Annotated in this window: 10 protein-coding genes and 1 pseudogene; 4 read left to right on the forward strand and 7 right to left on the reverse strand. The window is 74.8% G+C overall.

What is annotated here, in order from left to right; all coding sequences use genetic code 11:
- Together ICW40_RS17285 and ICW40_RS17290 are read left to right on the forward strand one after the other, a co-directional pair.
- A partial coding sequence (locus ICW40_RS17285; RefSeq protein WP_260459391.1) for a TadE family type IV pilus minor pilin occupies positions 1-320 on the forward strand: 320 nt, incomplete at its 5' end.
- A 193-nt stretch (positions 321-513) separates the two neighbouring features.
- Positions 514-828 (forward strand): hypothetical protein, encoded by a 315-nt coding sequence (locus tag ICW40_RS17290; RefSeq protein ID WP_221655246.1) that lies wholly within the window; start codon positions 514-516, stop codon positions 826-828.
- A 50-nt stretch (positions 829-878) separates the two neighbouring features.
- On the opposite strand, the gene ICW40_RS17295 is transcribed toward ICW40_RS17290, so the two are convergent.
- The gene (locus ICW40_RS17295; protein WP_308121888.1) at positions 879-3,296 is read right to left on the reverse strand and encodes a DEAD/DEAH box helicase; all 2,418 of its coding nucleotides are present in this window, start codon (positions 3,294-3,296) and stop codon (positions 879-881) included.
- Between the two features lie 235 nt (positions 3,297-3,531).
- On the opposite strand from ICW40_RS17295, the gene ICW40_RS17300 reads away from it, so the two are divergent.
- Complete coding sequence (locus ICW40_RS17300; RefSeq protein ID WP_221655247.1) at positions 3,532-3,867, forward strand: STAS domain-containing protein; 336 nt, start codon at positions 3,532-3,534, stop codon at positions 3,865-3,867.
- A 95-nt stretch (positions 3,868-3,962) separates the two neighbouring features.
- Here the strand turns inward: ICW40_RS17300 and ICW40_RS17305 are convergent, their stop codons facing one another.
- From ICW40_RS17305 to ICW40_RS17320, 4 genes are all read right to left on the reverse strand, one after another.
- Entirely contained in the window at positions 3,963-4,886 is a 924-nt protein-coding gene (locus ICW40_RS17305) for an SDR family oxidoreductase (protein ID WP_374199177.1), read from the reverse strand.
- A gap of 67 nt (positions 4,887-4,953) precedes the next feature.
- The gene (locus ICW40_RS17310) at positions 4,954-5,646 is read right to left on the reverse strand and encodes an HAD family hydrolase (protein ID WP_221655248.1); all 693 of its coding nucleotides are present in this window, start codon (positions 5,644-5,646) and stop codon (positions 4,954-4,956) included.
- Between the two features lie 49 nt (positions 5,647-5,695).
- Positions 5,696-6,961, reverse strand: coding sequence for a hypothetical protein (locus ICW40_RS17315; protein WP_221655249.1), 1,266 nt, complete (start codon positions 6,959-6,961; stop codon positions 5,696-5,698).
- Positions 6,958-7,509: a sigma-70 family RNA polymerase sigma factor gene (locus tag ICW40_RS17320; RefSeq protein ID WP_221655250.1), complete on the reverse strand. Its 552-nt coding sequence runs from the start codon at positions 7,507-7,509 to the stop codon at positions 6,958-6,960. The genes ICW40_RS17315 and ICW40_RS17320 overlap by 4 nt, the downstream gene beginning before the upstream one ends.
- A gap of 211 nt (positions 7,510-7,720) precedes the next feature.
- On the opposite strand from ICW40_RS17320, the gene ICW40_RS17325 reads away from it, so the two are divergent.
- Positions 7,721-10,015 (forward strand): sodium-translocating pyrophosphatase, encoded by a 2,295-nt coding sequence (locus ICW40_RS17325; protein WP_221655251.1) that lies wholly within the window; start codon positions 7,721-7,723, stop codon positions 10,013-10,015.
- Between the two features lie 129 nt (positions 10,016-10,144).
- On the opposite strand, the pseudogene ICW40_RS17330 reads toward ICW40_RS17325, so the two are convergent.
- Positions 10,145-10,999: pseudogene (locus ICW40_RS17330) on the reverse strand (AraC family transcriptional regulator); the annotation flags it as partial.
- A 95-nt stretch (positions 11,000-11,094) separates the two neighbouring features.
- A partial coding sequence (locus ICW40_RS17335) for an FHA domain-containing protein (protein WP_221655252.1) occupies positions 11,095-11,815 on the reverse strand: 721 nt, incomplete at its 5' end.

An 11,815-nucleotide genomic window follows, 5' to 3' on the forward strand; every position in this document is an offset into this window, starting at 1 on the left:
CGGTCACGGCCGAGGTCGCGGTCGCGCTGCCGGTGGTCGTCCTCGTGCTCGCGGTGCTGCTCGTGACGGCCGCAGCCTCGGCCGCCCAGCTGCGGTGCGCAGACGGGGCCCGGGCCGGCGCGCGGATGGCGGCGCTCGGGGAGCCGGACGCGGCCGTGGTGGAGGTGGCGACGCGGGTGGCCGGCGGCGCGGTCGACGTGACGGTGTCGCGCGGCGACCCGTGGGTCGAGGTCGTGGTGAGCGCCGACGGCCCGGGCGCGTGGTTCACGGGTGGCGCGATCGGCGTCTCCGCCCGCGCGACGGCGTGGGTCGAGCCGTGACGCGCGGGCGTCCGAGACGCGAGGGAACCCGGCCTCGCTGCTGGAGAGCGCTGCCTCTCCGTCGAGCAGCGCGGCCTCGCCGCCGGGGACCCGTGCGCCCGGGCGCCTCGCCGCGTCGCCGGCTGCCCGTGGCAGGCGACGACTCGGGTGCCGGGACCGTCCAGGTCGTCGCCCTCGTGGCCGTCGTCTCGTCGTGCTGTGCGCAGCGCTCGGTGCCGCGGCGTCGGGGCACCGGGCCCGGCTCACCGCGCGCACCGCTGCCGACCTCGCGGCCCTCGCGGCCGCCGAGCTCGTCGCCCTGCCGCCGGGGCTCGTGGACCTGAGCGGTGCGGGTGACCCGTGCATGCGAGCGGTCGAGGTCGCGGCCCGCAACGGGGCACGCGTCACCCGCTGCGACGTCACCGGCACCACGGTGTCGGTCACCGCGGCCGCCGGCTCCGCGCTGGGCACGGCCGCCGCGACGGCGTTCGCCGGGCCGAGGCGTCCGGCACCCGGGCTGCCGGCGTGAAGCGGTACGGCGCAGCGGCGACGGGCGCCGCACGGACCGTGCGAGCGCTGCTACCTCTCGTGCGCGAGGACGGCGTCGAGCAGGCGGATCGCCCCGGCCTTGTCGAGCGGGTTGTTGCCGTTGCCGCACTTCGGCGACTGGACGCACGCCGGGCAGCCGGCGGCGCACCCGCAGTCCCGGATCGCGTCGCGCGTGGCACGCAGCCACGTGGCACCGAGGTGGTAGCCGCGCTCCGCGAACCCCGCGCCGCCGGGGTGGCCGTCGTAGACGAAGACGGTCGCGACCTCCGTGTCGACGTGCAGCGCGGTCGAGACGCCGCCGAGGTCCCACCGGTCGCACGTCGCGAGGAGGGGGAGCAGCCCGATCGACGCGTGCTCGGCCGCGTGCAGGGACCCGGGCACGTCGCCGTCGTCGAGCTGCGCCTCGGCCAGCAGCGCCGCCGGCGCCGTCCACCAGACCGCCGTCGTCGTCAGCGTGCGGGCCGGCAGGTCGAGGACGTCGCCGCCGAGCGGCGCCAGGTCGGGGAGGTGCCGCTTCTGGTAGCTCACCACCTGCGTCGTCACGTCGACCGGGCCGAACCCCCACCGCACCGGACCCGCCACGCGCTCCTCGCGCACGCCGCGGATCTCGATCGAGGTGAGCCATCGCGACCACGTCCCGTAGTCCACGTCCTTCGGCCGGACGACGGCGACCGACGTCTCGAGGTCGAGGTCCTCGACCACGAAGGTGGCGCCCTGGTGCACGTAGACGGCGCCGGGGTGCACCGTCGCGTCGGCCGCGCCGGCGTCGACCGTGCCCAGCAGGCGACCTGTCGCCTCCTCGACCACCCGGACCGGCTCACCGCCCGAGCCGCGCAGGTCGGTGAGCCGCGCGGCGGGCTCCGCGTGGGTCCAGTACCAGCCCGACGTGCGCCGGCGCAGGGCGCCGCGCTCCACGAGCACGTCGAGCAGCTCCGCGGTGCCGGGGCCGAAGAGCGGCAGGTCGTCGGTGCGAAGGGGCAGCTCGCCGGCCGCGGCGCACAGGTGCGGCGCGAGCACGTACGGGTTGGTCGGGTCGAAGACGGTCGCCTCGACGGGCGCCGCGAAGATCGCCTCGGGATGGTTGACGAGGTAGGTGTCCAGGGGGTCCTCGCGCGCGATCAGCGCCACGAGGCCGTCGGCGCCCGCTCGCCCCGCGCGCCCGGCCTGCTGCCACAGCGAGACGCGCGTACCCGGCCACCCGGCGATGAGCACCGCGTCGAGCCCCGAGATGTCGACGCCGAGCTCGAGCGCATTCGTCGTCGCGAGCGCGCGCAGCGTGCCGTCGCGGATGGCGTGCTCGAGCTCGCGCCGCTCCTCCGGCAGGTAGCCCCCGCGGTACGCGGCCACGGCGTCGCCGAGCCCTCTCCCGACGGACTCGAGGTGGGACCGCGTCGACGTCGCGACGGACTCCGCGCCGCGGCGCGAGCGCGTGAACGCGAGCGTGCGCGCCCCGGCGACGACGAGGTCCGTGAGGAGGTCCGCCATCTCGGCGGTCGCGGTGCGGTGCGTCGGCTGGGTCGGCACGTCCTCGTGGGGCGCGTCCTCGCCCTCGGGTGCGCCGAGCGTCGCGTCGAGCCCGGGCATCTCGGGCGGCTGCCACAGCGCGAAGGTCTTGTGGCCGCGCGGGGACGCGTCCTCGGTCACCGCGACGACGCTCTCGGGGTCGACGCCGAGCAGTCGGGCCGCGCTCTGCGCCGGGTCGGACGTGGTCGCGGACGCGAGCACGAACGTCGGGCGAGCGCCGTGGTGGGCGGCGAGCCGTCGCAGCCGGCGCAGCACCGCAGCCACGTGCGCGCCGAAGACGCCGCGGAACGCGTGGCTCTCGTCGACGACGACGTGCTGCAGGTCGCGCAGCACGCGGGACCACCTCCCGTGCCTCGGCAGCAGGGAGAAGTGCAGGAAGTCGGGGTTGGTGAGCACGACGTCCGCGTGGTCCTGCACCCACCGCCGTGCGGTGACGTCCGTGTCGCCGTCGCACGTCGCGACGCGCAGGTCCCGCGTGCCCGACGCGGCGAGCAGCCGCTCGAGCCCGGCGAGCTGGTCCGCCGCGAGCGCCTTGGTCGGGCAGAGGTAGAGCACGGTCCCGCGGCGGGGCGCCCCGCCGAACCCCGCGGTCCGGTCGGCGCCGCCGGCGACGTCGCGCGCGTGGCGCACCGCGGTGAGGGCCGGCAGCCAGAACGCGAGCGACTTGCCCGAGCCGGTCGAGGTCGCGAGGACCGTGTGCCGGCCGGCCCAGGCCGCATCGGCCGCCTCGACCTGGTGCGACCACGGCCGCTCGACACCGAGCGCCCGGTAGCCGCGGACCAGCTCGGGGTCCGCCCACGCCGGCCAGTCGGCGCGCACGCCCTCGCGCGCGGGGATGCGCTCGACGTGGGTCACGCGATCGGCACGACGGCCGCCGGCGAGCAGCACGTCGAGGAGCGCGTCACCTCCCTTCGTCCCCGTCACCCGGCGATCCTGTCACCGGGGTCCGACACCCGCCGCGCGTGCGTCGACCGGCCGGAAGGACGCGATCGCCACCCGCTCGGCGTACCCGGTGGGCCGGGAGGGTGCGATCATGTCCGCAGGTCCCCGGCTGCTGCCCCGGGGACCCCGGTGGGCTGGTTCAATGAGCGCACCGGGCTGGCCTGTTCCAGGATGGGTCGGTCAGTCAGGCAGTCAGTCGAACGGTGAGGAGACCGGTGTGGACGTGTCCGTCACGAGTCGCGCGAGCGGCGACCGGACCGTGGTCGACGTCACGGGGGAGATCGACGTCTACACGGCGCCGGTGCTCCGGGAGGAGCTGGCCTCCCTCATCGACTCCGAGCACACCGACATCCTCGTGAACCTCACGGGCGTGCGGTTCATGGACTCGACCGGTCTCGGCGTGCTCGTCGGCGCGCTGAAGAAGGTCCGCACCGTCGGCGGCGACCTGCAGCTGGTCATCGACCAGGAGAAGATCCTCAAGGTCTTCCGCATCACCGCGCTGACGCAGGTCTTCACCATCCACTCGTCGGTCGACGAGGCCCTCCAGGCCTGACCCGCCGAGCCCGAGGACGCGACGCACGAAGGGGACCGCCGGCAGGCGGTCCCCTTCGTCATGTCCGGCCGCGTCCGGCCGCGTCCGGCCGAGGGTCAGGGGAGGGGCTTGCCGCCCGTGACGCCGATGCGCTCGCCCGAGACGTAGCTCGACTCCTGGCTCGCGAAGAAGACGTACGCGGGCGCGAGCTCGGCGGGCTGGCCGGCACGACCCATCGGGGTGTCCGCGCCGAACTGCTCGACCTTCTCGGCGTCCATGGTCGCCGGGATCAGCGGCGTCCAGATGGGCCCGGGCGCGACGGCGTTCACGCGGATCCCCTTCTCCGCGAGCTGCTGCGCGAGGCCCTTGGTGAAGTTGAGGATGCCGGCCTTCGTCGTCGCGTAGTCGAGCAGCTGGGGGCTCGGCTGGTAGCCCTGGATCGACGCCGTGTTGATGATGCTCGCACCCTCGCCCAGGTGCTGGAGCGCGGCCTTCGTGATCCAGAACATCGCGTAGATGTTGGTCTTCATCACGCGGTCGAGCTGCTCCGTCGTGATGTCGAAGATCCCGTTCTCCTGCGCCATCTGGTACGCGGCGTTGTTGACGAGGACGTCGAGACCGCCGAGGCCCGAGACGGCCTCCTCGACGATCCGCTTGCACGTCTCCTCGTCGCGGATGTCGCCCGGCACGAGCACCGCGTTCCGCCCGGCGTCGCGGATGTGCTGCGCGGTAGTCTCGGCGTCCTCCTGCTCCTCGGGCAGGTAGTTGATCGCGACGTCGGCGCCCTCCCGCGCGAAGGCGATGGCGACCGCGCGGCCGATGCCGGAGTCGCCGCCCGTGAGGAGCGCGCGGCGGCCCTCGAGCCGGCCGGAGCCGACGTAGCTCTCCTCGCCGTGGTCGGGCTTCTGCTCCATGTCGGAGGTCTCGCCCGGGTGGGCGATCTTCTGCTCGGTCTGCTCCTCGGGGTCCCGGTACTGGTCCGTCGGGTCCTGGGGCGTGGTCTGGTCTCCCGGGTTCTGCGGGGCGTGCTGGTCGCTCACTGCGGCTCCTCGTGTCGTCGTCGTGCGTGCGGTTCGAGCGGTCGGGTCGGGCGCTGCTGTGCGGGCGTCACCCCGCCCACGTGTCGGCGAGCGGGCTCTCGTCGAGGTGCGCCAGGAGGTCGGCGGCGTCCTCGTAGACCTCGACCGCGCCGGCGGAGCGCAGCTCGGCGCGCGAGGTGCCGCCGCTCAGGAGGCCGACGCACGCCACGCCCGCGCGCGCCGCGGCCTGCACGTCCCACACCGCGTCGCCCACCATCACGGCGCGGTCCGCGGGCACCCCGGCGACGCGCAGGGCGGCCTCGACGAGGTCGGGCTCGGGCTTCGCGTCGTCGACGTCCTCGTCACCCGTCAGACCGGTGACGACGTCGTCGAGCTCGAGCACCGCGCGCAGGCGCTCCACCTCCTCGGGGGCGGCCGACGTCGCGAGGACCGTCGCGGCGCCGCGGTCGGCGACGGCCCGGACCAGCTCGCGGGCGCCGTCGAACGCGCGCAGGAGCGGGGTGAGCTCGGCGTAGTGCGCGGTGTGGCGCTCGCGGACGTCGTCCCCGAGCCGCTCGGCGTCGTCGTCGCCCAGGACCTCGGCGATGAGCAGGTCGGAGCCCATGCCGATGCAGCGGTGCACCCGCCACGCGTCGGCGGGCCGCCCGACCTCCGCGAACGCCCGCACCCAGGCGTGCACGTGCAGGAAGTTCGAGTCGACGAGGGTGCCGTCGATGTCGAGCAGGACGGCGCCCGGGGCGGCGTGGGGTGGCGTGGTCACCCCACAGTCCTAACCCGGGCGCCCGGGTCCTGCGCGTCGAACCGAGAGGTCAGCCGATCGTGACCGGCACCGGCTCGCTCCGGACGACGACGCTCCTGGTCTCTGCTCGCGCCGTGCCGTCGGCCTCGGTGACCTCCTTGAGCATGACCTCCATGACCGCGTACGCGTCGTAGCGCCCGGGCGGCAGGCCGCCGGCGGGGAGCTCCTGGGCAGGAGCGCTGCACAGGCTCATGGACCCGGTGAGCGCCACGTCGACGGGCTGCCCGGACGCCTCCACGAGCTCGACGTCCTCCGTGTCGCGGTACTCGCGCCCGACGACGGCGCCCGCGCGCGTCAGGACGAGCAGGGCGCCGTGCGTCGGCGCGTTCGCGATCACCGTCCGGCCACCCGTCGCACGCAGGCCGACCGTCCCGCCGACGGCCTCGCCGGGTGCGTAGGGCCGCTGCTCGAGCGTCAGGTCGAGCGTCAGGGGTGGGTCGGCCTCGCTCAGCACGGCCGAGGCGCACGCGGGGAAGGTGCCCTGCGGGGCCTGCGCGAGCAGCGCGTCGACGTCCGCCTGCGTCGCGGGGGCGCTCCCGCCGGCGGACGCGCTGCCCTCCGGCGCCGTGGTCGGCGCGGCGGTGGGAGCCGGGGACGGCTCGGCGGTGCGTGCCCGGTCCGCGAGCTCGTCGGCCTCCTCGCGCGTCGCCGTGACCTCGAGCGTGCTGTGCTGCACGGCGACGACCTGCACGCCGAGCCGCACGACCTCCTGCCGCACGAGGACGTCGTACGTGCCCGGAGGCAGCGGTGCGGAACCCGGGAGGCACGAGGTCAGCGACAGGTCGAAGGCGTGCTGGACCGGGAAGGACTCCATGGTGCCCGTGAGCGCGGCGGGCCGGCTCACCACGACGCCGTCCCGGACGAGGACGACCGTCGGCGCGACCTCGACGGCGGTGGCGTCCGGGTCCGGCTCGTGGGCGGACACGACGAGGCTCGTCACCGTGCCGCTCGCCGCCGCGGCCGGGTGGCTCACCTCCACGTCGACGGGCGGGTCCGGCAGCTCGGTCGGGGTCTCGGGCTCGCAGCCCCAGGCCGCCGCGGACCACCCCGCAGGCGACGCCTCGAGGGGCCCGCGCCCCGCGAGCTGCAGACCGCCGACCACGACGGCCGTCGCGGCCCCCGCGCCGACGACGCCGGTCGCGGCCTGACGCACGTGGCGACGTCGTCGGATCCGCGTGACCATGTGCCGCACCTGACCCGCCATGCGCTCCGACGCGGCGTCGTCCTGGACCGACCGCGCGAGGTCGTGCAGGGATCGTTCGAGGTCGATGCTCATCGGTCGCTCCTCGTGGGGGTCAGGGTGATCTCGTCGTCGTCGGGTGCCACGTCGGCACCGGGGAGCGGGCCGAGCAGGTGCTCCATCCGCCGCACGGCGTCGGACAGGTACCGCTTGACCGACCCCTGGCTGAGCGCGAGCGCATCGGCGATCGCGGGCACCGTGAGGTCCTCGTAGAAGCGCAGGACGACGCACGCGCGCTCGCGCGGGCTGAGCGCCTCGAGCGCGGCCGCCACGTCGGCGCGTGCGGCCACGCCGGCGTCCGAGGCCGGTCCGACGTCGTCCGTCGCGAGCAGGTGCCGCACGGCCGCCCAGCGCCGCCGTCGGCGGAAGCCGTCGACGTACGTCGTGAGCACCGCCCGCCGCACGTAGCCCTCGAGGCTGTGCGTCTCGAGCCCGCCCCGGCCGCGCGAGAAGGTCTTGACCAGCGCGTCCTGCACGAGGTCCTCGGCCTCGCGGCGGTCACCGCACAGGAGGTACGCGTAGCCCACGAGCGCCGACCCGCGCGTGCGCACGAGGTCGTCGAGCGCGTGCTCCCACGCGGCCATCGCGACGGCTCCCCTCGGACGGACCAGGGACGGCTGTCCCCGCCCTGCCCATGATGACGACCGGGGGCCCCGGATCGTTGGGGCCGCGCGGGAGCGTGGCACCGGTTCGCGCCCCGACGCCTCACCCGTAGACTGCGCGCCAGCCGCGACTCAGGGGGGTCGCGTGCGGGTCGGCAACGTCGCCGACCGGCACCCACGCTTAGGAGGACGGATGCCCTCGCTCGGAACCTCGAGCCTCACCATCGTGAGCGTGATCGCCGCCATCGCGGTCGTCTCGCTCGTCTTCGCCCTGGTCCTGCGCCGACAGGTGCTCGCGGCCGGCGAGGGCACGACCAAGATGCAGGAGATCGCCCTCGCGGTGCAGGAGGGCGCGTCCGCGTACCTCAACCGGATGTTCCGCACGCTCGTCCTCTTCGCGGTGCTCGTGTTCGCGCTGCTGTTCCTGCTGCCCGGTGACACGGGGATCAAGGTCGGTCGCTCGATCTTCTTCCTGCTCGGCGCGGGCTTCTCCGCCGCGATCGGGTACCTCGGGATGTGGCTCGCCACCCGCGCGAACCTGCGCGTGGCCGCTGCCGCGATGCGGCCGGGCGGCCGGGTCGAGGGCTCGCGGATCGCCTTCCGCACGGGCGGCGTCGTCGGCATGTCCGTCGTGGGCCTCGGCCTGCTCGGTGCGGCCTCCGTCGTCCTCATCTACCGCGAGCAGGCGCCCGCGGTGCTCGAGGGCTTCGGCTTCGGGGCCGCGCTCCTCGCGATGTTCATGCGCGTCGGCGGCGGCATCTTCACCAAGGCGGCCGACGTCGGCGCGGACCTCGTCGGCAAGGTCGAGCAGAACATCCCCGAGGACGACCCGCGCAACGCGGCGACGATCGCGGACAACGTGGGCGACAACGTCGGCGACTGCGCCGGCATGGCGGCGGACCTCTTCGAGTCCTACGCGGTGACGCTCGTCGCCGCGCTCATCCTCGGCAAGGTCGCGTTCGGCGAGCAGGGGCTCGTCTTCCCGCTGATCGTCACGGCGATCGGTGCGCTCACCGCCGCCCTCGGCGTCTACATCACGCGCGTGCGCGGCTCGGAGAGCGGCCTCGCCGCGATCTACCGCGGCTTCTACACGTCGGCCCTCATCGGCGCCGTCCTCGCGGGTATCGCCGCCTTCGCGTACCTGCCGTCGTCGTTCGCCGAGCTCTCGGGCGTCGGCGAGGAGCTCGCGAACCACACGGGCGACCCGCGCGTCGTCGCGACGCTCGCCGTCGCGATCGGCGTCGTGCTCGCCGGCATCATCCTGTGGCTCACGGGCTACTTCACGGGCACGACGTCGAAGCCCACCTTGCACGTGGCCCGCACGTCGCTCACGGGCGCCGCGACCGTCGTGCTCTCCGGCATCGGGGTCGGCTTCGAGTCGGCCGTCTACACGGCGGGCATCATCGCCGCGGCGATCTGCGGCGTCTTCCTCATCTCGGGCGGCTCGATCACGCTGTCGCTCTTCCTCATCGCGCTCGCGGGCTGCGGCCTGCTGACGACGGTCGGTGTCATCGTCGCGATGGACACGTTCGGCCCGGTGAGCGACAACGCGCAGGGCATCGCCGAGATGTCCGGCGACGTCGACGCCGAGGGCGCGCAGATCCTCACGGACCTCGACGCCGTGGGCAACACCACCAAGGCGATCACCAAGGGCATCGCGATCGCGACGGCCGTGCTCGCCGCGACGGCGCTGTTCGGCTCGTACACCGACGCCGTGCGGCAGGCGCTCGCGGACATCGGCGACAGCCTGGACACGTCCGGCACGGCGCTCGCGATGATCTCCTACGAGGTGATCTCGCCGATCACGCTCGTCGGCGTCATCCTCGGTGCGGCGACCGTGTTCCTGTTCTCGGGCCTCGCGATCGACGCGGTGACCCGGGCCGCGGGTGCCATCGTGTTCGAGGTCCGCCGCCAGTTCCGGGAGAACCCCGGCATCATGACCGGCGAGGTGCGGCCCGAGTACGGCAAGGTCGTCGACATCTGCACGCGCGACTCGCTGCGCGAGCTGGCGACGCCCGGCCTCCTCGCGGCGTTCGCGCCCATCGCCGTCGGCTTCGGGCTCGGCGTCGGGCCGCTCGCGGGCTTCCTCGCCGGGGCGATCGCGTCGGGCGTCCTCATGGCCGTGTTCCTCGCGAACTCGGGCGGCTCGTGGGACAACGCGAAGAAGATCGTCGAGGACGGCAAGTACGGGGGCAAGAACTCCGACGCGCACGCGGCCGTCGTCATCGGCGACACCGTGGGTGATCCGTTCAAGGACACGGCCGGACCGGCGATCAACCCGCTCCTCAAGGTGATGAACCTCGTCGCGCTGCTCATCGCACCGGCCGTCGTGCAGGTCAGCCTGGGTGAGGACGCGAACCACGCGCTCCGCCTGGGCATCGCGTCCGTCGCCGCGCTCATCGCGTTCGGCGCCGTCGTCATGTCGCGGCTGCGCGCCGCGGCGGTCGACCGCGAGGGCAAGCTCGAGCGCGAGACGCACCTGGTCTGAGCCGGGCTCCGTAGAGGCCCGCACGGGCCCGCGCGGGCCCACACCCGGACCTACCACCGACGAGAGCGCGCGACCCCCGCGGGTCGCGCGCTCTCGTCGTCCCGGGGGAGGGGCGTCAGGCGGGCTCGACGGGAGCCAGAGCTCGCACGTCGCGGTCGAGAAGTCGTCCGCACGGTCGAGCACGGCGACGACCTCGGGCCCCGGCCGCAGGCGCCAGGGGTTCGACGGGAACCACTCCGTCGCCGTGGCCGCCCACATCGCCTGCAGCGCGGCGGGGTGAGGACCCGAGCTGCGGAAGACGGCCCAGGTGCCGTCGGGCACCTCGAGCACGTCGAGGTCGTCGGGCACGTCCGAGCCGGCGGTCCGGGCGACCCCGTGGAGGTAGGTGAGCTCGCTGCCCTCGGTGCGGTCGGCGTCGAGGTCGTCACTCACCGCGAGCAGACCCGACGGCTCCGTGTCCGCGAGCGCCTTGAGCCGGGCGTGCTCCTCGACCGGCAGCGAGGCGACGAAGGCCTGGATGTGCGGGTTCACGCCCTCGTGCACGAGCGGGACGCGGGTGGCATGACCGACGAGACGGAAGGCGGGTCGGTGGGCGATGCGGGTGTCCATGGGGACGCTCCCTTCGACGGTCAGGCGGAACCTGAGCTGGGGTTGTGAACGGAGGGGGCCGCCGTCCCGGCGCACGTCACCGGGCCCGGCGCCGTGCACGGCACGGAACGCGCGACCGAACGCCTCGGCCGAGCCGTAGCCGTAGCGGACGGCGACGCTCAGCAGGTCGGTGCGGCCCGCGACGACGTCGGCCGCCGCCACGGTCATCCGCCGACGGCGCACGTACTCCGACAGCGGCATCCCGGCGAGCGCCGAGAACATCCGACGGAGGTGGTGCTCGGTGGTCCCGAGCGACCGCGCGAGCGCGGCGACGTCGAGCTCCTCGCCGAGGCCGTCCTCGACGAGGTCGACCAGCCGGTTGAGCGCCGAGATCATGGGGCCTCCTCTCGACGTCCAGCCTGGACCGCGCGCCGCTCCCGCCGCCCGATCGTCGCGGACCGGCTCGATCAGGTTCGGCGGGAACGTGGGGCTCAGCCCGCGGCGCGCTCCTCCTCGGTCGCACGGCGCACGACGAGGCGGGTCCAGGCGCCCACGTACACGCGGTCGTCCTCGGCGAGCTCCTGCCGCTGCCCGGGCACGAGCGGCACGGTGGGCAGAGGGCCGCTCGCCGGGCCGACGAACGTGCCGTTGGAGGACTGCAGGTCCTCGACGAACCACCGCGAGCCGTCCGTGGTCAGCTGGGCCTGGCGGCGGCTGACGGCCGCGTCGGTGCCGCAGTCGATCTCGGGGTGGATGTTCCGGCTGCGCGAGACCCGGCCGACGAGCAGCGAGCGCACCGTGAGCGGCACCGTCGTCGGGAGCCCGGGCGACGGGCACGGCTGGTCCACCTGGTCCTGCGCGGCGTACCAGTCCGGGTCGACCCAGACCTCGGCCACCCACTCGAGCGGCACGGCGGGAGCGATGGGCCCGGGGTCGGCCGCCGCCGCGGCGGCGGCGGCAGCGTCTGCGCCGGCGGAGGAGCCGTCCGACGACGTCGCCCCTCCCGCGTCCGGCGCTGCGCCGGCACCGGCGTCCGGTGAGGCGGGTGCGCTGCCGCGCGGCATCGCGCCCGTCGTGAAGTCGTAGCCGCACGCCTCGCAGAACAGCGCGCCGGCGACGTTGCTCGTGCCGCAGTGCGGGCACTCGACGCCCTCGCCGCCGTCCGTCGACGGCGCCCCGCCCGCAGCCGCGGTGGCGGCCGCGGGCGTGGGG

It is taken from the genome of Actinotalea ferrariae, assembly GCF_019733465.1.
Lineage (GTDB): Bacteria > Actinomycetota > Actinomycetes > Actinomycetales > Cellulomonadaceae > Actinotalea > Actinotalea ferrariae_A.

What these genes read in the sequence shown, in the direction of transcription:
- ICW40_RS17325 (WP_221655251.1), top strand. Translation starts at nt 7,721, where the DNA reads ATGCCCTCGCTCGGAACCTCGAGCCTCACCATCGTGAGCGTGATCGCC.
- ICW40_RS17315 (WP_221655249.1), bottom strand. Translation starts at nt 6,961, where the DNA reads ATGAGCATCGACCTCGAACGATCCCTGCACGACCTCGCGCGGTCGGTC.
- ICW40_RS17320 (WP_221655250.1), bottom strand. Translation starts at nt 7,509, where the DNA reads ATGGCCGCGTGGGAGCACGCGCTCGACGACCTCGTGCGCACGCGCGGG.